Source organism: Prosthecobacter sp. GW821-HT29F12 (assembly GCF_058803405.1).
Genome location: NZ_CM179517.1, coordinates 1,271,805 through 1,292,842, shown reverse-complemented (window position 1 = coordinate 1,292,842; position 21,038 = coordinate 1,271,805). Strand labels below are relative to the sequence as shown.

The 21,038-nt window shown below is 61.5% G+C and carries 23 protein-coding genes; 20 read left to right on the top strand and 3 right to left on the bottom strand.

Annotation, left to right across the window (positions count from 1 at the left end):
* Window positions 1-5: 5 nt before the first annotated feature.
* The 3 genes from AC3RLQ_RS05415 to AC3RLQ_RS05405 all read right to left on the bottom strand — a co-directional run bounded on the left by AC3RLQ_RS05415 (window position 6) and on the right by AC3RLQ_RS05405 (window position 759).
* The gene (locus AC3RLQ_RS05415) at window positions 6-293 is read right to left on the bottom strand and encodes a hypothetical protein (RefSeq protein ID WP_493035062.1); all 288 of its coding nucleotides are present in this window, start codon (window positions 291-293) and stop codon (window positions 6-8) included.
* 24 nt (window positions 294-317) lie between these two features.
* Window positions 318-527 carry a hypothetical protein gene (locus tag AC3RLQ_RS05410; RefSeq protein WP_422315999.1) on the bottom strand — a complete coding sequence of 70 codons (210 nt, stop codon included), beginning with the start codon at window positions 525-527 and terminating at the stop codon, window positions 318-320.
* Between the two features lie 64 nt (window positions 528-591).
* The gene (locus AC3RLQ_RS05405; protein ID WP_493035059.1) at window positions 592-759 is read right to left on the bottom strand and encodes a hypothetical protein; all 168 of its coding nucleotides are present in this window, start codon (window positions 757-759) and stop codon (window positions 592-594) included.
* A gap of 256 nt (window positions 760-1,015) precedes the next feature.
* Between AC3RLQ_RS05405 and AC3RLQ_RS05400 the strand changes: the two genes are divergently transcribed.
* The 20 genes from AC3RLQ_RS05400 to glgP all read left to right on the top strand — a co-directional run bounded on the left by AC3RLQ_RS05400 (window position 1,016) and on the right by glgP (window position 21,021).
* Entirely contained in the window at window positions 1,016-1,852 is an 837-nt protein-coding gene (locus AC3RLQ_RS05400; RefSeq protein ID WP_493035057.1) for a trypsin-like peptidase domain-containing protein, read from the top strand.
* 14 nt (window positions 1,853-1,866) lie between these two features.
* On the top strand, window positions 1,867-2,784 hold the full coding sequence (locus AC3RLQ_RS05395) for a universal stress protein (protein ID WP_493035055.1): 918 nt from the start codon (window positions 1,867-1,869) through the stop codon (window positions 2,782-2,784).
* 5 nt (window positions 2,785-2,789) lie between these two features.
* Window positions 2,790-3,248, top strand: a complete 459-nt coding sequence (locus tag AC3RLQ_RS05390; RefSeq protein ID WP_493035053.1) for a universal stress protein — start codon at window positions 2,790-2,792, stop codon at window positions 3,246-3,248.
* Between the two features lie 15 nt (window positions 3,249-3,263).
* Window positions 3,264-4,130 (top strand): CHAD domain-containing protein, encoded by an 867-nt coding sequence (locus tag AC3RLQ_RS05385; protein ID WP_493035051.1) that lies wholly within the window; start codon window positions 3,264-3,266, stop codon window positions 4,128-4,130.
* A gap of 118 nt (window positions 4,131-4,248) precedes the next feature.
* Window positions 4,249-4,533, top strand: coding sequence for a hypothetical protein (locus tag AC3RLQ_RS05380; protein ID WP_493035049.1), 285 nt, complete (start codon window positions 4,249-4,251; stop codon window positions 4,531-4,533).
* A 34-nt stretch (window positions 4,534-4,567) separates the two neighbouring features.
* Window positions 4,568-4,747 carry a hypothetical protein gene (locus tag AC3RLQ_RS05375; RefSeq protein WP_493035047.1) on the top strand — a complete coding sequence of 60 codons (180 nt, stop codon included), beginning with the start codon at window positions 4,568-4,570 and terminating at the stop codon, window positions 4,745-4,747.
* A 248-nt stretch (window positions 4,748-4,995) separates the two neighbouring features.
* Entirely contained in the window at window positions 4,996-7,971 is a 2,976-nt protein-coding gene (locus AC3RLQ_RS05370; protein WP_493035045.1) for a chemotaxis protein CheB, read from the top strand.
* Complete coding sequence (locus tag AC3RLQ_RS05365) at window positions 7,968-9,140, top strand: PAS domain-containing protein (RefSeq protein WP_493035043.1); 1,173 nt, start codon at window positions 7,968-7,970, stop codon at window positions 9,138-9,140. The genes AC3RLQ_RS05370 and AC3RLQ_RS05365 overlap by 4 nt, the downstream gene beginning before the upstream one ends.
* Window positions 9,141-9,169: 29 nt before the next feature.
* Window positions 9,170-9,622 (top strand): response regulator, encoded by a 453-nt coding sequence (locus tag AC3RLQ_RS05360; RefSeq protein WP_487688409.1) that lies wholly within the window; start codon window positions 9,170-9,172, stop codon window positions 9,620-9,622.
* 8 nt (window positions 9,623-9,630) lie between these two features.
* The gene (locus AC3RLQ_RS05355) at window positions 9,631-12,945 is read left to right on the top strand and encodes a sensor histidine kinase (RefSeq protein WP_493035040.1); all 3,315 of its coding nucleotides are present in this window, start codon (window positions 9,631-9,633) and stop codon (window positions 12,943-12,945) included.
* A complete protein-coding gene (locus AC3RLQ_RS05350; RefSeq protein WP_487688403.1) occupies window positions 12,938-13,609 on the top strand; it encodes a response regulator in 672 nt (223 codons plus the stop codon). Before AC3RLQ_RS05355 ends, AC3RLQ_RS05350 begins: the two co-directional genes overlap by 8 nt.
* 160 nt (window positions 13,610-13,769) lie before the next feature.
* Complete coding sequence (locus AC3RLQ_RS05345) at window positions 13,770-14,066, top strand: hypothetical protein (RefSeq protein WP_493035038.1); 297 nt, start codon at window positions 13,770-13,772, stop codon at window positions 14,064-14,066.
* Window positions 14,067-14,290: 224 nt separating this feature from the next.
* Window positions 14,291-14,878, top strand: coding sequence for a hypothetical protein (locus AC3RLQ_RS05340; protein WP_493035036.1), 588 nt, complete (start codon window positions 14,291-14,293; stop codon window positions 14,876-14,878).
* 44 nt (window positions 14,879-14,922) lie between these two features.
* Window positions 14,923-15,213 (top strand): DUF2934 domain-containing protein, encoded by a 291-nt coding sequence (locus AC3RLQ_RS05335; protein WP_493035034.1) that lies wholly within the window; start codon window positions 14,923-14,925, stop codon window positions 15,211-15,213.
* 82 nt (window positions 15,214-15,295) lie between these two features.
* Window positions 15,296-15,748 (top strand): Hsp20/alpha crystallin family protein, encoded by a 453-nt coding sequence (locus AC3RLQ_RS05330; protein WP_493035032.1) that lies wholly within the window; start codon window positions 15,296-15,298, stop codon window positions 15,746-15,748.
* Window positions 15,749-15,904: 156 nt separating this feature from the next.
* Complete coding sequence (groL, locus tag AC3RLQ_RS05325) at window positions 15,905-17,530, top strand: chaperonin GroEL (RefSeq protein WP_493035030.1); 1,626 nt, start codon at window positions 15,905-15,907, stop codon at window positions 17,528-17,530.
* A gap of 4 nt (window positions 17,531-17,534) precedes the next feature.
* Complete coding sequence (locus AC3RLQ_RS05320) at window positions 17,535-17,933, top strand: TraR/DksA family transcriptional regulator (protein WP_493035028.1); 399 nt, start codon at window positions 17,535-17,537, stop codon at window positions 17,931-17,933.
* A gap of 24 nt (window positions 17,934-17,957) precedes the next feature.
* Entirely contained in the window at window positions 17,958-18,659 is a 702-nt protein-coding gene (locus AC3RLQ_RS05315; RefSeq protein WP_461527794.1) for a dienelactone hydrolase family protein, read from the top strand.
* Window positions 18,656-19,330, top strand: coding sequence for a phosphoribosyltransferase (locus AC3RLQ_RS05310; protein WP_493035026.1), 675 nt, complete (start codon window positions 18,656-18,658; stop codon window positions 19,328-19,330). Before AC3RLQ_RS05315 ends, AC3RLQ_RS05310 begins: the two co-directional genes overlap by 4 nt.
* Window positions 19,327-21,021, top strand: a complete 1,695-nt coding sequence (glgP, locus tag AC3RLQ_RS05305) for an alpha-glucan family phosphorylase (RefSeq protein ID WP_493035024.1) — start codon at window positions 19,327-19,329, stop codon at window positions 21,019-21,021. Before AC3RLQ_RS05310 ends, glgP begins: the two co-directional genes overlap by 4 nt.
* Window positions 21,022-21,038: the final 17 nt, after the last annotated feature.

Sequence of the window (21,038 nt, the reverse complement as noted above, 5' to 3'; positions counted from 1 at the left end):
GGTGTTTAGGGCGAATCCACAGACGCTGTTTCTACTTTGGCGGGTGTGGTTTGACAGCAGAGTTCAAACGCCTTGATCAGGCCCAGCCCCAGCAGCGTGGGAGACACCATCGCAGCACCCAGTGCGGCGATGGGCCTCACCATGCTGCGCGCCGGCAGCAAGGTCAGCACCAAACCCACTCCAAGGGCGGCTCCCACCGCCTTGGTCGGCTCACGCCGCACATAGTCTTCCGCACGCTCCAGTGTACGGTGCAGGCAGAGCTCGGCAGGATGGGGTGTTTCAGAGGCATTCATGGCATGAAATGTTAGGAATGCACTTCACCGTCCGCCGCGCGCAGACTGGGATTTCGGGCTCGCCTTCAACTGGCGGACGCCGCGGTCTTCGCGCAGGTCTTTGGACTGCTTGAAGTTGTTGTCATGCTTGCGCGGCCGTTTGGCGGTCTCGCTGTGGTTCGCTCCCAGTTTCCGTGGCAGGGGCTTGGCGGGGGCTTCAGTCGTTGCGTCTGTGGCTGTGGTTTTCGTTTTCATGGCGGTGAACTCTAATGTTATTACGTGCGTGCGGCTGCCCGCGGTTTGGTGAATGCCGGGCGGATCATGTGCCGGTGGGAGCCGTTGCTCCTGGCGGCGGCGCAGAAGTTTCATGCGCTGCTTTCTCCTTCCTCACCTCGGGCTCCGGCAGCCTGGTGTCCTTGGGCTTCTTGTGGCAGCACGTCAGTGCCGCAAGGCTGAGGATCGCGATGATAATAGCCGTTGTTTTCATGACCTGGTTTCAGGATTGGGATCTGTCATTCCGCGGTTCGTGTCACATGGAACCTGTGCCTGATCGTAAACATCCCCCCTGCAAAACCGCCATGGGAAAGAGCCCCTCCCGCATCTCAGCCGTTTACTGAGCTGCATCAGGGACATCCGGCAATTGCTGCACAGCTCGGCCATGCTCTATCGCTCCTCCTCCAGTTTCACCCACGCCTTCAGTTCGGGCCCCCCCCTTGACTGCAACGCCGCTCACACCGTCCGCCATGACCACACACCCTCTCCACGCCCTGCTGCTGGCGCTCGTCCTTTGCTTCGGAGGGTCCGCCTGCGCCGGTCGTATGAATGGCAGCGAAAAAATGATGTGGTCCACCTACCCTCTCGCCACGCTGAAAGGCGCCGCCACAGGCTTTGTCATCACTCGACGCGATCCCAGCGCCCCAGGCGGAAAGGTGCCCGTCGTCTTCACCTCCGTCCACGTGCTGAAAACGATGGGCAAAGGCCCCCTGATCATCGGCTTTCGCATGCCAGACGCAAAAGGCGAGGCCCAGGTGTCCCTTCTCGCATTCTCCCCTCCGGCTCGGGCTGGCAAAGAGCCCTTCTACGTCCGCCACCCGCGCTATGATCTCGCCGCCTTCGCCTTGCACTTCCCCCCCGAGATCGCCGGACGTGCCGACATATCATCCTGCCTCAACGAAAAATCGCTCTCCCACGATGGCACATCACTTCACTCCGGCATGGAGGTCTCCTTCCTCGGTTATCCCGAGGTCCTTCCCGGCACCGACGGCGCCTTCCCCGTTCTGCGCAGCGGCAGGATCGCCTCTTATCCCGTGGGCAAACCTCAGGCCCATGGCCGTTTTTTAATCGACTCAGACGTCTACCCCGGCGACAGCGGCGCCCCCGTCTTCATCGCAGGCACCAGCGGCCGTCCCAAACTCGTGGGCATGATCATTCAGCGCGTCAGTCCCGGCACCCGCAATTTCTCGCACCTCGCCATCGCAGTCGATGCAGACGTCATCCGCGAGACGCTCGCACTCGTCGCAGCCGATGAAAACAAAAGCGCCACCGCCATTCAAAAGCTTCCCGCCAAACCCACCCGCTGAGATTCCTCATCCCCATGCAGACGCTCAAGAACATCCTCGTCGCAGTGGATTTTTCCACCGGATCTCGCGCCGCTCTTGATCAGGCATCACGCATCGCACGTCTCCAGGATGCCAGACTGCAGGTGCTGCATGTGGTTGATTCATCAGCAGTCGCCACCATGGCCGCCAGTCGCGAATCCAGCTACGAAAGCCAGGCCCGCACCGCCACTCTCGGCGCTCAGTCCGCGCTCCAGGCCTGGCTCGCTCTCTCAGAAGTGCCCGCCAATGCCGAACTCACCATCTCCGTTGGCACACCTCTGCATGAAATCCTCGAGCATGTCCGCAGCACTCAGGCAGACCTGCTCGTGGCAGGCATCACAGGTTCGGGCGAAACCACCGCAGGCGCCGGCTCGGTCTCCAGCAAGCTCGCTCGCAAGTCCCCCTCCCGCGTCCTGCTGGTGCGCTCCCATCACCGGCACGCGTTTCAGAAAATCATCGCCTGCATTGATTTTTCAGAGACCTCCCGGGAGGTCGTGGCGTCCGCCCGCCGGATCGCTTTGAAGGACTCGGCCACCGTGGATTTTTTGCATGTCTGGCGTGAGCCATGGATCGTCACCCCCCATCAAAGCGAAGTCGTGGAGTCCACCTACCCCACCCTCGTTTTCACCTCGGCGGAAAGGCAGGCCTACCTTGAAAATCTGCGCCGCGAACTCCACGAGTTCATTGGCACGGCCGCACAGGGCATCACCTCCACGGAGACGCTCCACGAATCCATGAATCATGCCAATGGCATCGTCGCACAGGCACAGGAGCGCGCGGCGGACTTGATCATCGTCGGCAGCAACGGCCGGACAAATCTCCGCTACGTGCTGATGGGATCAACGGCAGAGCGCCTCCTCACCCGCCTCCCCTGCTCTCTTCTCGTGGTCAGGCCATCCCCGGAAAACCCATGATCCCCATGAAAAACATCGTTGTCCTCGTCGATCTCTCGGACCTCACTTTCAAAGTGCTCAAGCAGGCCCACTTCCTCGCGGTCGCGTTCAAGAGCAGAGTCGTCATCCTGCATGTCGTCCCAAAGGAGCCCGCCATGGTCCAGGTCGGATTGAGCTCGCCCGTCATCCTGCAGGATCCGCCCCCGGAGCGTGTGCACCAGCACCATGACCGCCTCATTGAAATGCGCGACTCCCTCGTCAAATACGGCGTGGATGCAGTCGTGCGGCAGATGGTCGGCGCCAGCGTGGAGTCCGTGCTGGAGGAAACCCGGAAACTCGGCGCCGATCTCATCATCCTCGGCTCCCACCACCATAGCACGATCTACCATCTCCTCGTCGGCAGCATGGCGGACGATGTTTTGAAGCACGCCCATTGTCCCGTTCTGGTGGTGCCGGGAGATGACCCTGCGCAGGAGAAGCGCTGAACCCTCCTTCCCGCCATGGCCTCCGCACCCTCATCCTTGGAGCCCCTCCTGCTGCGCAAGATCCGCAGCACCCTCCTCTCCATCTCACGTCAGGCCGAGCGCGATCTTGAACTCCTGCCCTCGGACGATGTGCAGCGCCGCATTCACACCCTGCGCGTGCGCATGAAGAAGCTCCGCGCCATCCTGCGCCTCCTGAAGCCCGGGCTTCCCCCCGCCACGCTGCACGCCATCCGCCGCCGGCTTCGCATCCTCAAGCAGGCCTTCTCAAGAAACCGCGATCAGCACGTGCTGCAGTCACTCGCCGCAGAATTCCAGGTGAAATGCAGCACCACCTGTCACCTCCCCGCCATCCACTTCCCCGCTCCGCAGAGAGGCAAACGCTCCGCAGACCTCCCCACTCGCACAGAGCTGCTCAGGCTCAAAGCCACCGCCCATGATCTCACTCACCGCCTGGAGACCCTGACCATCCGCCCCATGGACGGGCATGAAATTGCCAAAGCCTACGCCAGCCGTTATGCCTCGGCCCTCCAGGGGTTCCGCCGCAGCAGGAAGAAGCCCACACCAGAGCGTCTGCACCTCTGGCGCTCTCCGGTGAAGGATCACTACCTCCAGTCGCTCCTCCTGCTGCGCGATCGCCGTCACCTGAAGCTCTCGCGCAGGCTCGGCAGCTGGCTCGGCCAGATGCATGATCTCTCCCTCCTGCACGCGCACTGCCAGCAGCACGCTCCTGTCGCATGGGTGCGCACCATCCGCCGCCGCATGAAGAATCTGCTCGCCCGCATCTTCCGCAAGGCCCGCCGCCTGTTTGAGCTCAGTCCCTCAAAGCTCTTGCGCCGCGTCACCACCTCCCTGCACGCAGGCCTGTCCCCCACCATGGCATGAGCACACTACATGCGACTCACAGCCACCACCTCAGCCAAAGCATTTCCCCTCCCCGCAAGCCGGCCCCGCATCACCCCTTTCTTCTTTAACCTCACATCAACCCCAACCACCCACTGCCATGCTCGCCAAATTTGACATCGAATACGTCATCCACCCCCAGCACAATCAGCGCCTCGACACCCACCGCACCGACGATCCCGTCGAAGCCGAGGACTTCCTCATGAACCTCCTCATCGTCGGCGCCCGCATCCGGAGCATCAAACATGAAGGCATCGAGCTCGATCCGCCGCAGTCGGACCGCATGCTCCGCGTCGCCGCAGAGCGTCTCTCCTCGCGCCTGCTTGCCGGTTCACTCGGTCTGGATGCCGCGCAGGTCAGGCATCGCTTCGGCTTCGCCGCCTGAGGCCTCCCCCCTTCACCTTCTCCTTTCCATCGCCATGAAACTCCAGGCATTCGCCGCGTTGCTTGCCCTGCTGGGCCTGCCGTCCTGCATGCAGATGGAGCCACCGCATGAGGTGGACTTTATCAGCGAGGTAAAGCCCCTCCTCGAAACGCGCTGCCTGGAGTACCATCAGCACCGCTACGTCTGGCAGGAATGGAAGAGCACCCCTTCCTGATCCACGCGCACCACCCGCCGGCCCCGTTTCTTAGATCATTCTCGCATACCATCTCATCCGTTGGCTGAGACGCATCGCGCCACCCCGCCCGTTGCGCTCCCGCTCTGGGTATGCCTAGTCATGCCTCATGAGTTGGAACATGGATGCGTGAGGTAAGAGGTCCCCGCAGGCACGCCGGATTCGGCATTTGTCACTGGTGATCGATTGGCTTTTACAAGGCTTTGTGCTTCTCGTAGCGATCCATACCCATGAAATCCCGAGCCCCGAAGCCCAAGCGGCCATCCCCCACTGCCAAGCGAGTCCGCAGCCTTCACCCGGCTGCCTCCTTCCCAGTGGTCGGCATCGGGGCCTCCGCAGGCGGGCTGGAGGCCGCCACGGCGCTGCTCAAAGAGCTGCCGCCGGACACCGGCATGAGTTTTATTCTCGTGCAACACCTTGATCCACAGCATGAAAGCGCACTCACCTCGCTGCTTTCACGCGTCACCACCCTCCCGGTCACGGAGGCACGGGATGGCATGCAGGCACAGCCAGATCACGTGTACGTGATCCCCCCGAACAAGCTCATGGGCATCAAGGATCGCACCCTGCGCCTCCTGCCGCGCGGGGGTGGGCATGACCTCCATGCTTCGGTCGATTACTTTTTTCGTGCTCTGGCGGCGGATCAGGGCGGGCAGGCTTTCGGCATTGTTCTCTCCGGCACCGGCACAGACGGCACCCTCGGGCTGGAGGAAATCAAGGCGGCTGGCGGCATCACCTTCGTGCAGGATGAAGCCTCCGCCAAATATGCAGGCATGCCCTCCAGTGCCAGCGCCAGCGGCTGCGCGGACTACATTCTCTCACCGCAGGAAATCGCACGCGAACTCGTCAGGATTGGCAGCCACCCCCATCTTCGCCCGCTGGCCTTGGATGTTGGGGAGGCGCTGCCGCCGGTCGATGGCGATGCGTACAAACAAATCTGCACCATCCTCCGCGCCCAGTGCGGTGTGGACTTCACCCACTACAAGCCCGCCACTCTCCGGCGGCGCATCAGCCGCCGCATGGTCCTGCTGAAGCAGGACACCATGCGGGAATACGCAGCCTTCCTGCACAACACCCCCGCAGAGGTCTCGGCTTTGTTCCAGGACATCCTCATCTGCGTCACCGGCTTCTTCCGCGACGCCAAGATGTTCGAACTGCTCAAGAAGAAGATCCTTCCCAAGATCCTCAAAAACCGCCAGCCGGATGCCCCCATCCGTCTCTGGGTCGCCGGGTGCTCCACCGGGGAGGAGGCCTACTCCATGGCCATCGTGCTCACTGAAGTCATGGAGAAGGAAGGCGTTCGCTGTCCCGTGCAGCTCTTCGGCACGGACATCAATGAAGCAGTTCTCATCCGTGCACGCGCAGGCCTCTATCCGGAGCGCATCAAGGAGGAAGTGTCGCCGGAGCGCCTGCGCAAATTCTTCACCAAGTCTGATGGCGGCTACCGCATCAACAAGTCCATCCGCGACATCTGCATGTTCGCTCGGCAGAATCTGTTTGAGGACCCGCCCTTCTCGCATGTGGATCTCATCTCCTGCCGCAATGTGCTCATCTACTTTGATGTGGCGCTGCAAAAACGCGTGCTGCCCGTGTTTCACTATGCGCTGCGGCCCAGCGGCTTTCTGGTCCTCGGCACCGCGGAGTCCGTCAGCGGCTTTGCCGAGCTCTTCGCCATGGTCGATGCCAAGTTCCGCATCTACGAAAAGAAGTTTTCCCATGTGCGCCACACGGGCCTGCCCACCCGCTTCACCACCATGATCGACCGCAGCGAAGGCACCCGCCACGGCCTCACCCGCCCCCCGGTGGAGCCCGCTCTCGGAGACATCCGCAAGCAGGCCGACGCCGTCGTTCTCAGCCAGTTCGCCCCGGCTGGCGTCGTGGTGAATTCCAGCATGGAGATCCTCCAGTTCCGCGGACGCACCGGCCCCTTCCTGGAAAACACCCCCGGAGAAGCCACCCTGAACCTCCTCAAAATGGCGCGCCAGGGACTCGCGGTGGAGCTGCGCCCCCTGCTTGCCAAGGCCACCAAGCAAAAGCGTGAAGTCCAAAAGACCGGCGTGGAGATCCGTCACGAAGGGCGCGTGCTCACCGTGGATGTGAAAGTGCTCCCCTTGCTGATGCCAAATTTCAGCGAGCCTTTCTTTCTTGTCCTGTTTGAAGAGAAGGCCTCCGTCACAGCGCCCGCCACCAGGAAAGGCAGGGCGCAGCGCACCACCGGGCCCATGCATGAACTCGAGCAGCTGCAGGATGAACTCGCCGCCACCAAGCTCTCCCTCCAGCGCATCATCGAGGAGCAGGACGCCTCCAATGAGGAACTGCGCGCCGCCAATGAGGAAATCCTTTCCAGCAACGAGGAGCTGCAAAGCACCAACGAGGAAATGGAAACGGCCACCGAGGAGCTCCAGTCCACCAACGAAGAACTCACCACCCTTAATGACGAGCTCCAAAGCCGGAACCTCGAGCTGCGGGAGCTCAGCGATGACATGCTCAACCTGTTTGGCAGCGTGGACATCCCCATCATCATCCTCAGCTCGGATCTGCGCATCCGCCGTTTCACCCCCAAGGCGGAGAAAGTCCTCAATCTCATTCCGGGAGACATCGGCCGGTCCATCTCCGACTTCAAAATCAAGCTCAAGCTGCCCAGCCTTCCTGAACTCATCGGCGCAGTGCTCGAAACCCTCGCCCTCCATGAGCAGGAGGTGCAGGACCTCGAAGGCCGCTGGCATGCCCTGCGCATCCGCCCCTACAAAACCGCGGACAATCGCATCGACGGCGTCGTGATCACCTTGCTGGACATCGACGCCGTGAAGCGCGCGCTCGCCCAGGCCGAGGCGGAGCGCAGCTATGCCGAAGCCATCGTGGCCACCGTGCGTGAGCCTCTGCTCGTGCTGGATGGTGGGCTGCGTGTGAAGACCGCCAACCGCAGCTTCTACAAGTTCTTCAATGCCAGGCCGGAAACCACGGAGGGCAGGCTCCTCTTTGACCTCGACAACGGCGCCTGGGCCATGCCGGAGTTGCGCTCGTCCTTGGAAAAAGTGCTGGCCGCAAAGACCACGTTTCAGGATCTTCACCTCCAGCACCACTTTTCAGGCCTCGGCAGCCGCACCATGCTGCGCAACGCACGCTGCCTCGATCTTGAAGCCGGCCAGTCTCCCCTGCTTCTGCTGGCCATGGAGGACATCACCGCAAAACCTGACTCGCCATGAAACGTGCCGCCAGCAAGAAGGCCAAAGCTGCAAAGCCTGCCAAAAAGCAGCCTTCCCAGCCCCGCGCAGCCAAAGCGCACACGCGCATCAAAGCCCTCTTGCTGGAGCAAACTCAAGACCGCGCCGAGGCCGTTAAAACAGCGGAATTGGTGATGCAGATGCAGGAGCAGCAGGAACTGCTGGAACTGCGCAATGAGCAGCTCGGAGAGGCCAATGCTGATCTGGAGCTCAGCCGCCACCGCTATGCGGATCTCTACAATCTGGCGCCCGTGGGTTATGTCACCCTCGATGCCAAAGGCTGCATCCGGGAGATCAATCATACCGCCGCGGAGCTGCTGGGCTACACCATCTCTCACCTGATGGGCCGCCCCATGATGCCGTATCTGGCACAGCCGGACCGCAAGGTCTTCCTCAAGCATCTCTGGGAATGCCGGCGTTCCGGGCATGAACTGTGCGTCACCCTCCACCTCGCCACCAAGGACAAAGGCGAGCGCCTGACCGAGTTCACCACCCGCCCCGCGCAGGACCTTGACAGCAAGCCCGGCTGGTGCCGCACCGCCATCATGGATGTCACCGAGCGGCGTGGCATTGAGGCCGCTCTCAGCGCCAGCGAGGCCAAGTTCCGCCTGCTCGCCGAAAACATGGGCGAGGTGTTCTGGTTCATGGAGCTCGACCCGCCCCGGGTGACCTACGTCAGTCCGGCCTTTGAGAATATCTGGGGCGTGCCTGCCGCAGAACTCTACGCGGATTCCAAGGTCTGGATGAAGGCCATCCATGCAGAGGATCTGCCTGCCGTGGACGCAGCCTTTCAAAGCTGGCTTGACGGTGAGACAGACACCTATCAAATCGAGTACCGCATTCTGGATCGTGAGGGAGAGATTCACTGGATCATGGATCGCGGCATCATCATTGGCCGCAAAGACGGGCAGCCCCGGCAGCTCTGCGGCATCGCCAGTGACGTCACCGAGCAGAAAGTGGCGGAGGAGGAGCTGCGCCTGCGCAATGCCGAGCTCTGCTCCAAGAACGACGAACTGGAGCGCTTCAACCGCGCCATGGTGAACCGCGAGCTCCGCATGATCGAGCTAAAACAAGAGATCAACACCCTGCTCCACCAAGCCGGGCAGCCGCCACGCTATCGCGTGGAAACCTTGCTCCCGGACCACGTTTGACTCATGCATTCTCACTCTCCCTGCAAGACATGAACATCACTCAGCAAGTAGTCATCATCATCGCCGACGACGATGTCGGCCACGCACGGCTCATTGAAAAAAACCTCAGGCGGGCTGGCCTGAGCAATGTCATCCAGCGCTACGAAAACGGCCAGGAGGTGCTCGATTTCTTCTTCCGCCGCGGTCTCGGCCCCCACCGCCAGAAAGACACCGCCTATCTTCTCATGCTGGACATCCGCATGCCGAAAGTGGACGGCGTGGAGGCGCTGCGCCAGATCAAGGAAGATGTCGCCCTCCGCAAGCTGCCGGTCATCATGCTCACCACCACCGACGATCCCCGCGAGATCGAGCGCTGCCATCTGCTCGGCTGCAACAGCTATGTCGTCAAGCCGGTGGACTACGACAGCTTCGCCGATGCCATCGCCCAGCTTGGCATGTTTGTCTCCCTCGTCAAAGTTCCTGAAATCAAGGATCAGAACTAACCCTCCTCATGGCCAGCCCGCAAACACCCGCGACCATCCTCGTGGTCGATGATGATCCTGGTATTGCCAGGCTCATCACGCGTGAATTGCAGCGGGTTGGCATTCACTCCGCCAGCGTCAGCTCCGGCGAAGAGGCCGTCGGCTGGATGAAGAACCATCACGCAGACTTGGTCTTGCTGGATCTGAAGCTGCCCGGTTTGGGCGGCAATGACCTGATTGACCGCCTGGACGGCATGCATGACCACCTGCCCTTCATCATCATCACCGGCCAGGGGGACGAGCGCGTGGCGGTGGACATGATGAAGCGCGGCGCCCTCGATTATCTCGTCAAGGACGTCAACTTCATCACCCTCGTGCCCACCGTGGTGCAGCGCGCTCTGGCACGACTGGAGGAGAAGGCGCGTCTCACCGCCGCCGAGGAGGCTCTCAGACTCTCGCAGGAGCAGTATCATTCTTTGTTCAATACGCTGATCGAGGGCTTCTGCATCATCGAGGTGGTCTTCGACTCGCAAGCTCACCCCGTTGATTGCCGCTTCCTTGAAGTGAATCCTGCCTTTGAGGCCCAGACGGGATTGCGCAATGCCCGGGGCAGGTTCATGCGCGAACTCGTTCCAGATTATGAAGAGCATTGGTTTCAAATTTACGGAGAAATCGCCCTGACTGGCGAACCAAGACGCTTTGTCAACGAAGCCCGGGCCCTTAAGCGCTGGTTCGATGTCTCCGCCTTTCGCTTTGGCGGTCCGGACAGCCGCAAGGTCGCCATCCTTTTCAATGACGTCTCCGAAGCCAAACGTGCTGAGGAGGCCCTGCGCGCGAGCGAGCGCCGCGAACGCCAGCGTGCGGCGGAGCTGGCCATCCTGCTCGATGCCGTGCCCACCCCCATCTTGATCGCCGATGATCCGGAATGCCGGCACATCAAAGGCAACCAGGCTGCCGACAAACTGCTGCACCTTCCCAGCGGAGCGGAAGCTTCCCTGAGCGCCCCCCCTGCCCTGAGGCCCCGCCATCTCAAGATCTTCAAGGATGGCCGCGAACTGAGCCCCGCAGAACAACCGGCTCAGCGCGCTGCCAAAGGCGATCCCGTCCATGGCTTTGAGTTCGACCTCGTCTTCGAGGATGGCACCAGTCGCGATATTCTGGCCTTCTCCACCCCCTTGCTCAACGAGGCAGGTCTGCCGCGAGGCTCCATCACCGCACTGATGGACATCACCGACCGCAAGCTGGCCGAGCAGGCGCTGGCGCGCTCCCACTCGGAGCTGGAACAGCGCGTGATCGAACGCACGGCGGAGCTCACCCAGGCCATCCAGTCCTTGCGCGAGTCGCGCCTCGCTGCCCTCAACCTCATGGAGGATGCCATCGCCGAACGGCAGAAAACTGAGCAGGCCCAGGCTGCCTTGCGGGACAGCGAGGCCCGCTTCCGCGGCTTCTTCGAGAACGTCGGCGTTGGCACCGTAGAGCTGGGGCCTGATGGCCGTTTCACCCGGGTCAATGACCGCTTCTGCTCCATCACCGGCTACAGCCGCGAAGAACTCCTGGCGGGCATGTCCCCCTTCAGTCTCGCCCATCCCGAGGATGCTGCGATCAGCAGGGAGAGGGTGCAAAACGTTTTGCGCGGTGAGTTGTCCTCTTATGAAACGGAGCGTCGCTGCGTCCGCAAGGACGGCTCCGTGATCTGGGTGAGCGCCACTGCCACCACCATCTTCAATGACTCTGGCACGGTCCGCAGCATCGTCGGCATCGCGGAGGACATCACCGGCCGCAAACAAACCGAGCAGGCCCTCCTCGCCAGCGAGGAACGCCTGCGCCTGTTCATCAAACACACACCCGCCCCCGTCGTGATGTTTGACCGTGACATGCGCTACCTCTCAGTCAGCGACCGCTGGGCAAGTGATTTCCGCCTCGACGTGGGAGACCTCACCGGCAGGTCCCATTATGAGGTCTTTCCTGAGATCCCGGAACGCGTGAAGCAGATTCACCAGCGCTGCCTGGCCGGTGCTACGGAAAGCTGCGAGCGTGACCCGTTTCCCCGTGCCGATGGCACCCTCGACTGGGTCAAATGGGTGTGCCGCCCCTGGTACGATGCGAAGGGCGAAATCGGAGGCCTCATCATCTTTGCCGAAATCATCAATGACCGGGTGCGCACAGAAGATGAGATCATGAAGGCGCGCCGCTTCGCCGAATCCACGCTGGAGGCCATCCCCGCAAGCATTGTCGTGCTGGATGCTCACGGCAGCATTATCAGCACGAACCAGTCTTGGACCGCCTTTGCCGAAGACAATGGTGGCGGCATCAACACCGGCGGCGTGGGCAGCAACTACCTGGCCGTCTGTGACGCCGCCGCAGGGGACGGTGACGAGGATGCTTCACGCTTCGCCGCGGGCATCCGTGAGGTCATGAGCGGTGCATCCACGCGCTTCAGCCTGGAATACGCCTGCCATTCGCCCACCCAGCAGCGCTGGTTTGTCGGCTACGTCACACCTTTCACCGGAAACGGCCCGCATTCCGTCGTCATCGCCCATGTGGATGTCAGCGAACGCAAACGCGCCGAGCAGGTGATCCGCCGGCTCAATGACGAACTGGAGAAACGCGTGGAAGAACGCACCCTGCAGCTTCAGCAGACCAATGCCGAACTTAAGCAGCAGATTGCCGCGCGCAAAAAGCTCGAGAAAGAAATCCTCCACATCAGCGAACATGAAAAGCAGCGCATCGGCCAGGATTTGCACGATGACCTGGGCCAGCAGCTCGCGGGCATCTGGCTGCTCTGCGACCTGCTGCAGGCCAGCTTGATGAAGAAGCAGTCACCCGAGTCTGAAGACGCCGGAAAAATCACCGGCTTGCTCAAGGAGGCCCTGGCTCTGACCCGCTCGCTGGCTCGCGGTCTTCACCCTGTGGCGGTGCAGTCAGGCGGGCTCGTCGCCGCGCTGGATGAGCTGGCCGCGCGCACCAGCCAGATGTTCCGCATCAAATGCCGTAGCAAGTGCCCCCCTTCCATTGAGATGGACAACACCACCGCCACCCATCTCTACCGCATCGCCCAGGAATCCGTGACCAACGCCGTCAAGCATGGCCTCGCGAAGGAGATCGACATCGAGCTTTCCACCAATCCCCTCCACACCGTGCTTTCCATTCACGACAAGGGCAATGGCAGGGGCATCGCCGAACTCGAACCCAAACGCCTGGGCATGGGCCTGCGCATCATGAAGTACCGCGCTGACATGATTGGCGGCATTCTTGACATCCAGCGCAATCAATCCGGCCTCGGCACCACCGTGGTCTGCACCATTCCAACTCTCCAATCTTCAACCAAACCCAGCCATGACTAAAAAAGCCTCCAGCACATCGGCCAAAAAAGTGTTCATCGTCGATGACCACCCCGTGTTCCGTGATGGCCTCGTCCGCATCGCCGCAGCCATTCCCGGTGTCGTTGTCTGTGGTGAGGCCGACAACGCCCGCGACGCCTTTGACTCCATCTCCAAGCTCAATCCCGATCTCGTCCTCATGGACATCAACCTCCCCGGCAAAAGCGGCCTTGAGCTCCTGCAGGACGTCCATGCCATACGGCCTGAACTTCCCGTGCTCGTCATCTCCATGCATGACGAACAGCTCTATGCCGAACGCGTCCTCCGCGCCGGGGGTCGCGGCTACATCATGAAACAGGAAGGCCCTGAGAAGATGCGCGAGGCCATCACCAAAGTTCTCAACGGCCAGGTCTATGCCAGCGAGAGCACCGCCTCCGCCATCCTCGACGCCCTCTCCCGCCCCCGTTCCTCAGCCAGCACCTCCACCGTGGGAAAACTCACCGACCGCGAACTCGAAATCCTCCGCCTCACCGGCCAGGGCAAGGACAACCGCGCCATCGCCCAGGAACTCCACATCAGCCTCAAAACCGTGGACACTCATCGCGGCCACATCAAGGAAAAGCTCGGCCTCAAAAACGGCACCGAACTCATCCACTACGCCGTCCGCTGGGTCGGTGAACAAGTCTGAACCGCCGCAGCCCTGATCTTGCGGAATCCGACACACGCCAAGGCCTGAATGTCCGCCGCCAGAATCTGCCGCCCGGCCGGAATCACCTCAGCCATTGACTGAGAAGCATCGGGAGGGTCTCCCCATTGTGCACCACAGCACGCCTTCTAGCATCGGACTCATGAGCACTCATGAGCACCTCCAGCAGCAGGAATCTGCAAACGAAGCCGCGCTCAGGCAGCGGCTCCTGCGTGAGATTGCCGGCATCTCCCCTCCCCCTCCTGCAATACCAGCCCCCACCGCCACGACCGAAGCCGAGGAGGGCAACTGCCATCCCTTCCGCGATCTGAACGTGACCAATCTCGCACGCCACGTGGACTGGCTTTTCCTCCACAGGTGGCTTGAGGGAACAAATCCCTGCAAAAAGACGCAGAAGCAGCCGGCCAGTGAGCGCCCAGGCACTGGCGCCGCCCAATGAGGCTCGGCACTTTTCACCTCATGCTCATGCAACCATGAGCAGCCGTCTTGACGCAACCCGTTGCGTCCATCTGCACCACCGTGCAGCACGAAGCTTCCCGGACATGCTTCTTCACTTGTGCAGAGTTCCCCGCCGGGCGTCTGAGACCAGCTCAGCCATTTGCTGAGAAACGCAGAGCGACTCTGCTAATTGCCGGGATTTGCAAGCCTCGTCATTCTCAGGTCATGCAACACACCGCATCTCCTCCCGCACCACGCAAACAAATCGTCCAGGCATCCCGGCCCGCCTTCTCCGTCGTCGCCATTCATGACGGCTTCTTCGCCAACATCCGCATCATGGAGGCCTTGGAGTGGCTGAAATACACCCTGTGTCCTGATCTGCAGGTTTGCCCGGTCACCTGGAGCTTTGACAAGCTGGAAAGACATGACGTGCGCAACACCGCCGTGCGTGCAGCAGCAGCAGCGGATCTGCTTATCGTCTCCGCCGCGAATGATGCGAGTCTCCCAGGCCACATCGTGCAGTGGTTTGAGGCCATTCCCAAACAGAAGCGGGACACCCGCCCGATCCTCGTTGCTCTGCATGAAGAGGACTATGAGTTCACCGGCAATGCGGGGCCGGTGTGCTCCCACCTGAAAGACGTGGCGGACAAGTGGCAGACAGAATTCATGTCCAATGCAGATTTTGATCAGCGCCTGGACCGCAACTTTGCCACGCAGCTCCTCTCCCGCAAAAGCCCGGTTTCCGTTTATCGGGCCAAGCCCTTCGGCGGGGAATTCCAGTCCGCCCCCCGCTTCTGGGGCATCAACGGCTGAAGCCGGATTTTTCCATCCAACAGCAACCCACACCTATGAACTCCATGCCTCCACATCGCCCTGAACACCGCTACGAAGAGATCAGCCTGCTCGCCTATCACCTCTGGCAGCAAGCCCACTGCCCTCCTGGCGAAGATCTGAAATTCTGGCTGCAGGCAGAGCAGCAGCTTTTCGGCAAGCGTGAACCGAAGTCCGCCGCCGGACAGAAAGCCCCGGCCAGTCAAAAGGCGGCTGGAAACGGAAAGACCGCGCCCAAGCGTGCCGCCTCAGCCGCTGGCAAAGCCCCGGCAAAGAGCCAGCCCAAGACCGGCAAACAGCAGGCCAGAGCCCAATGAATCTCCAGTGCGGCCTGCACCCGGCGGACAGGCTGCACCGGATTTTCTCTTTCCGCCGACAGAACCACCAAAAACAAACATCATGAGTGCATTAACAACCTGGAATCCTCTCCGTGAACTTGGCAGCCTGGAAAACCGCCTGGACCGTCTCTTTGGCCTGAACTGGCCCTCCAGAAACGGTGAGAAAGAAGCCATGACCGTCGCCCAATGGACACCGCTGGTGGACATCAGCGAAGACGCCAACGAATACCTCGTCAAAGCCGAGCTTCCGGAACTGAAGAAGGAGGAAGTGAAGGTCAGCGTGGAAAACGGCGAACTCACCATCTCCGGCGAGCGCAAGAGCGAGAAGGAGGAGAAGGGCAAGAAGTTCCACCGCATCGAGCGCTCCTATGGCAGTTTCCTGCGCAGCTTCACCCTGCCTGAAAGCGTCAATGGCGACAAGGTCAGCGCTGAGTTCAAAGACGGCGTGCTGAGCGTGCACCTGCCGAAGGACGAGAAGGCCAAGCCCAAGAGCATCGAAGTGAAGGTGCAGTAGGCCCGCGCGAAAAAGCTAAATGATGGGGCCATGGGGCGGAGGCAGCCAGTGTCACGGTCGCCGGTTGTTTTTCCTCCGTTAAGTCCATGCCCCATCATTTATTCCGCTGGCTTCGTGTCAGCCTCCCCAAAAAACCTCCCACCAGAAGACTGGCTTATGGCACACAAACAAGTCACCTTTCGTGCGGCAGCACGTGAAAAAATCCTGCGCGGTGCCGCGGCTTTGGCCGATGCCGTGCGCGTCACGCTCGGTCCCAAATCCAAAAGCGTGCTCATCCAGCGCAAATGGGGCAGGCCGCTCGTCTGCAATGACGGCGTGACCATTGCCAAAGAATTTGATTTGAAGGATCCCGAGGAAAACCTGGGCGCCCAGATGATCCGCCAGGCGGCGGAGCGCACGGGCGAATCTGTCGGCGACGGCACCAGCACCTCCACCGTGCTGGCGCATGCCATCTATGCCGAAGGCGTGCGCAATGTCACCGCCGGAGCTTCAGCGGTGGATCTCAAGCGCGGACTTGACCGCGGACTGCGAGTGGCCGTGGAGGCTCTGCGCGGACTGTCACGCCCCGTGGTGAGCAAAAAGGAAAAGGCGCAGGTGGCCACCATCTCCGCGCACAATGATCCGGCCATGGGCGATCTCGTCGCGGATGCGATGGAGAAGGTGGGATCCGAAGGTGCGATCACCGTGGAGGAGGCGAAGACCACGGAAACCTCCGTGGATGTCGTCGAAGGCATGCAGTTCGATCATGGTTACACCTCGCCCTACTTTGTCACGAACCCGGAGAAGATGGAGGCTGTGCTCGATGAGCCGCTGATTCTGCTCACTGAGCGCAAGATCACGCACATGAAGGATCTGATCCCGCTCCTGGAAGAGCTGGCCAAGAGCGGGCGCTCCCTGCTTCTGGTGGCGGAGGATGTGGAGAGCGAGGCCCTGGCGACTCTGGTGGTCAACCGTCTGCGCGGAGTCCTCGCCTGCGTGGCGGTGAAAGCCCCCGGCTTCGGCGAACGCCGCAAAGCCATGCTGCAGGACATGGCCATCCTCACCGGTGGCAAGGTGGTCTCCGAAGAGCTGGGCATGACGCTGGAAAAAGTCACGCTGCATGATCTCGGCCGCGCCAAGCGCGTGGTCATCACCAAAGACGCCACGACCATTGTCGGTGGCGAGGGCCGCAAGGAGGCGATCAAAGGCCGCTGCAATGAACTGCGTGCGCAGATCAAGGCCACGACCTCCGATTACGACCGCGAGAAGCTGGAAGAGCGCCTGGCCAAGCTCAGCGGCGGCGTCGCGGTGGTGCGCGTGGGCGCTCCATCGGAATCGGAGATGAAGGCGCGCAAGGACGCCTTTGATGACGCCATCAGCTCCACGAAGGCCGCCATCGCCGAAGGCATCGTGCCCGGCGGCGGGCTGGCCTTGCTGCGCACCATCGATGCCGTGGAACGTGAAGCCGTGGCGGCGGAAGGCGATGAGCGCACCGGCCTGCTCATCCTCAAACGCGCCCTTGAAGCACCGGCACGCCAGATCGCTGAAAACTCCGCCGCTGATGACGGCGTGGTGGTCAGCAAAATGCGCGAAGGCACGGGCAACTACGGTTTCGATGCCTCATGCGGCGTGTATGTGGATCTGGTGCAAGCCGGCATCATCGACCCCACCAAGGTGGTGCGCATCGCCTTGGAGAACGCCGTTTCCGTCGCCAGCGTTTTGCTGCTGACCGAGGCCACCATGACCGAACTGCCGGAGCCGAAGGAAAACCACGAAGCGTCCATGACGCCCGGAATGGAATAAACTTATGCAAGCCTCATCCCAACATCCCACTTCACCGCAGGTACCGCAGCACTGGGCCTGGCACTACCAGCGGTTGCAGTCATTTCGCGATCACCTGCTGGACACCCACGCCGTCCAGATCGCGGAAGTGTCTGGTCCGCTGGAGCAAAACAGCATGGACACCGCCGACACTGCCACGGATGAGTTCGACCACGACCTCGCCTTGGGGCTGCTTTCTCAGGAGCAGGATGCGCTCTATGAGGTGGAGGCCGCCATCCGCCGGATTCTGGACGGCAGCTACGGCATCTGCGAAGAGACGGGAAGACCCATTCCTGCCGCCCGACTGCGCGCCGTGCCATGGACACGCTTCACACGGGAAGTGGAGGAACGTTTGGAGCAGGAAGGCAGCAACCCGGCCGGATGAGCCGTCTCAAACGAAACGTCTCATATGAAAACCGCCCCTCGGATTTCTAAAAAAGTGCCGCCCACCACGGTGAAGATTCCCACGGGATACGTGGAGCTCAAAGGAGAGCTGGAACTTCCAGCCAATGCGCCCGGGGTGGTGCTCTTTGTGCATGGCAGCGGCAGCAGCCGGCACAGCCCGCGCAATCAATTCGTGGCCAGGATCATTCGCGAGGCAGGCCTCGGCACCCTGCTGTTTGATCTGCTGACGCAAAAGGAGGAGCAGCAGGACGCGAACACCAGCACGCTGCGCTTTGACATCGATCTGCTGACGCAGAGGCTCGTCAGTGTAACGCGCTGGCTTGCGGAGCAGCCGGAAACGCGTGGCTTGAAGCTGGGCTACTTTGGGGCCAGCACCGGCGGGGCAGCCGCGCTGATGGCGGCGGCGCAACTCGGCGACCAAATTGCCGCCGTGGTCTCGCGCGGCGGACGTCCCGACCTCGCTGGCAACGCCCTTTTTCAGGTATGCGCGCCGACGCTTCTGATTGTCGGCGGCTATGATGAAATGGTTCTCTGCCTGAACAGCGAAGCTTATGAAAAGCTGCGCTGTGAAAAAGAGTTTCGCGTCGTGCCTTGTGCCACGCATCTCTTTGAAGAACCGGGCAAGCTGGAACAGGTGGCGCAGATGAGCGCGCATTGGTTCAAAAGTCACATGGACATTTCTGACGACTGGAGCATCGCCGCATGAAGCCGCTTGTTTTTAACAACCGTGTGCATGCCGGCCAGCTGCTGGCCGAAGCACTCATGAAGCATGCCAACCGGGAGGACGTGATCGTCCTCGGCCTGCCACGTGGCGGCGTGCCCGTGGCCTATGAGGTGGCGCGCAAACTGCATGCGCCGCTGGATGTGCTGGTGGTGCGCAAGCTGGGTGTGCCCGGGTATGAAGAACTCGCCATGGGCGCCATTGCAAGCGGTGGTGTGCAGGTGGTCGACCATGACATGATGCGTGCGCTGGGCATTCCGCGCGCAGCGCTTGAAGCCGAAGCCGCCGCTCAGTTGAAGGAGCTGCACCGCCGTGAAATGGCCTATCGTGGACACACCGGCGCTCCGGAAGTCGCGGGCAGAACGGTCATTCTGATCGATGACGGCATTGCCACCGGCTCCACGATTCGGGCCGCCGTGCTGGCCCTGCGGCAGCAGCATCCGAAGGAGATCATCATCGCCGTGCCCGTGGCCGCGCCTGACTCATGCGCGGCATTGAATCCTCTGGTGGATGATCTGGTGGTGCTCACGATGCCGGAGGATTTTGGGGGTGTCAGCCGCTGGTATGAAGACTTCGCCCAGACCACCGATGATGAAGTCAGACTGGTGCTGGCGCGGGCGGCGTGCCATGAAACGCAAGCTGTGTCCGGGTCATGAATGAACCGCTCGTCGCCTACTTCACCATGGAGATCGCCCTGGACTCCGCCATGCCGACGTATGCAGGGGGGCTGGGGGTGCTGGCAGGTGACACGGTGCGCTCTGCGGCGGAGCTGAAGGTGCCCATGGTGGCCGTCACCCTGCTGCACCGGAAGGGATATTTTAATCAGAAACTGGATGCCAGCGGCTGGCAGCGTGAGGAACCCTGCGACTGGGACATCGGCGGTCATCTGGAGGAACAGGCACCGCGCGTCAGTGTGTGCATCGAAGGCCGCACCGTGCATCTGCGCGCGTGGAAGTACGAAGTCCGGGCACCGGGCGGCGTCAGCGTGCCGGTGTTCTTCCTCGACACGGATCTCCCGGAAAACTCAGCCTGGGATCGCACGCTCACGCATTTCTTGTACGGGGGAGACGCCTGCTACCGCATCTGCCAGGAAGTGGTTCTTGGCATCGGCGGTGTGCGCATGCTGCGTGCGCTGGGCTGCAAGGCGCTGACCCGTTATCATATGAACGAAGGCCACGCCGCGCTGCTGGGACTGGAATTGCTCGATGAATGCGCGCGCAATGCCGGCCGCCCCACCTTCAATCATGAGGATGTGGAATGCGTGCGCCGCCAGTGTGTCTTCACCACGCACACGCCCGTGGCCTCCGGCCATGATCAATTCGGGCTGGATCTCGTGACCCGCGTTCTGGGGCGTGCGGAGGTCACGGAGATGCAGGAGATTTTCTGCTGCGGGGGCACGCTAAACATGACGTTCCTGGCGCTGAATCTCAGCCACTATGTCAATGGAGTGGCGAAGAAGCATGCAGAGACATCGCAGCTGATGTTCAGCCACTACAAGATTGATTCCATCACCAATGGCGTGCATGCGGCCTCGTGGACCTCACCGCCGTTTCAGGCGCTGTTTGACCGCCACATCCCCGGCTGGCGCGCTGACAATTTCAGTCTGCGCTTTGCCCACAGCCTTCCACTGACGGAAATCTGGGAGGCGCATCTGGTGGCCAAGCAGCAGCTGCTGGATCGTGTGCGCCATGACACGGGCGTGGCGCTTGACTTGAAAAGGCTCACCCTGGGTTTTGCACGCCGTGCCACGGCTTACAAGCGCAGCGACCTGCTGGTGAGCGATGTGCAGCGCCTCAGGCAGATCGCCGCCAGCGCAGGGCCGCTGCAAATCATCTACGGTGGCAAGGCGCATCCCAATGACTTTCAAGGCAAGGAGGCCATCCAGCGGATCATCCGGGTCAAGGAAGGCCTCAATCAAAACATCCAGATGGTGTATCTGCCCAATTATGATCTTGAGCTGGGCAAGCTGATGACCGCAGGTGTGGATGTGTGGCTGAACACGCCGCAGCCGCCGATGGAAGCCTCCGGCACCAGCGGCATGAAGGCGGCGCTCAATGGCGTGCCCAGCCTGAGCATTCTGGATGGCTGGTGGATCGAGGGCTGGATCGAAGGCGAGACGGGCTGGGCCATTGGCGAAAACTGCGCCATGGAGCGCAGTCATCCCGAGCGCAATGCGTGCGATGCCGCCGCCCTGTATGACAAGCTCGAGCACGTGGTGCTGCCGCTTTTCTACCGTGACCGTGACCGCTTCACGGATGTGATGCGCCACTGCATCTCGCTCAACGGCTCCTTCTTCAACACTCAGCGCATGGTCTCCCAATACGTCATCAAGGCCTACTTCGAGTGACCTCGGCATCTCATCCA

Bases quoted from the DNA above. Each gene is read 5' to 3' on its own strand.
- AC3RLQ_RS05415 (WP_493035062.1), bottom strand. From the start codon at position 293: ATGAATGCCTCTGAAACACCCCATCCTGCCGAGCTCTGCCTGCACCGT.
- AC3RLQ_RS05410 (WP_422315999.1), bottom strand. From the start codon at position 527: ATGAAAACGAAAACCACAGCCACAGACGCAACGACTGAAGCCCCCGCC.
- AC3RLQ_RS05405 (WP_493035059.1), bottom strand. From the start codon at position 759: ATGAAAACAACGGCTATTATCATCGCGATCCTCAGCCTTGCGGCACTG.
- AC3RLQ_RS05400 (WP_493035057.1), top strand. From the start codon at position 1,016: ATGACCACACACCCTCTCCACGCCCTGCTGCTGGCGCTCGTCCTTTGC.
- AC3RLQ_RS05395 (WP_493035055.1), top strand. From the start codon at position 1,867: ATGCAGACGCTCAAGAACATCCTCGTCGCAGTGGATTTTTCCACCGGA.
- AC3RLQ_RS05390 (WP_493035053.1), top strand. From the start codon at position 2,790: ATGAAAAACATCGTTGTCCTCGTCGATCTCTCGGACCTCACTTTCAAA.
- AC3RLQ_RS05385 (WP_493035051.1), top strand. From the start codon at position 3,264: ATGGCCTCCGCACCCTCATCCTTGGAGCCCCTCCTGCTGCGCAAGATC.
- AC3RLQ_RS05380 (WP_493035049.1), top strand. From the start codon at position 4,249: ATGCTCGCCAAATTTGACATCGAATACGTCATCCACCCCCAGCACAAT.
- AC3RLQ_RS05375 (WP_493035047.1), top strand. From the start codon at position 4,568: ATGAAACTCCAGGCATTCGCCGCGTTGCTTGCCCTGCTGGGCCTGCCG.
- AC3RLQ_RS05370 (WP_493035045.1), top strand. From the start codon at position 4,996: ATGAAATCCCGAGCCCCGAAGCCCAAGCGGCCATCCCCCACTGCCAAG.
- AC3RLQ_RS05365 (WP_493035043.1), top strand. From the start codon at position 7,968: ATGAAACGTGCCGCCAGCAAGAAGGCCAAAGCTGCAAAGCCTGCCAAA.
- AC3RLQ_RS05360 (WP_487688409.1), top strand. From the start codon at position 9,170: ATGAACATCACTCAGCAAGTAGTCATCATCATCGCCGACGACGATGTC.
- AC3RLQ_RS05355 (WP_493035040.1), top strand. From the start codon at position 9,631: ATGGCCAGCCCGCAAACACCCGCGACCATCCTCGTGGTCGATGATGAT.
- AC3RLQ_RS05350 (WP_487688403.1), top strand. From the start codon at position 12,938: ATGACTAAAAAAGCCTCCAGCACATCGGCCAAAAAAGTGTTCATCGTC.
- AC3RLQ_RS05345 (WP_493035038.1), top strand. From the start codon at position 13,770: ATGAGCACTCATGAGCACCTCCAGCAGCAGGAATCTGCAAACGAAGCC.
- AC3RLQ_RS05340 (WP_493035036.1), top strand. From the start codon at position 14,291: ATGCAACACACCGCATCTCCTCCCGCACCACGCAAACAAATCGTCCAG.
- AC3RLQ_RS05335 (WP_493035034.1), top strand. From the start codon at position 14,923: ATGCCTCCACATCGCCCTGAACACCGCTACGAAGAGATCAGCCTGCTC.
- AC3RLQ_RS05330 (WP_493035032.1), top strand. From the start codon at position 15,296: ATGAGTGCATTAACAACCTGGAATCCTCTCCGTGAACTTGGCAGCCTG.
- groL (WP_493035030.1), top strand. From the start codon at position 15,905: ATGGCACACAAACAAGTCACCTTTCGTGCGGCAGCACGTGAAAAAATC.
- AC3RLQ_RS05320 (WP_493035028.1), top strand. From the start codon at position 17,535: ATGCAAGCCTCATCCCAACATCCCACTTCACCGCAGGTACCGCAGCAC.
- AC3RLQ_RS05315 (WP_461527794.1), top strand. From the start codon at position 17,958: ATGAAAACCGCCCCTCGGATTTCTAAAAAAGTGCCGCCCACCACGGTG.
- AC3RLQ_RS05310 (WP_493035026.1), top strand. From the start codon at position 18,656: ATGAAGCCGCTTGTTTTTAACAACCGTGTGCATGCCGGCCAGCTGCTG.
- glgP (WP_493035024.1), top strand. From the start codon at position 19,327: ATGAATGAACCGCTCGTCGCCTACTTCACCATGGAGATCGCCCTGGAC.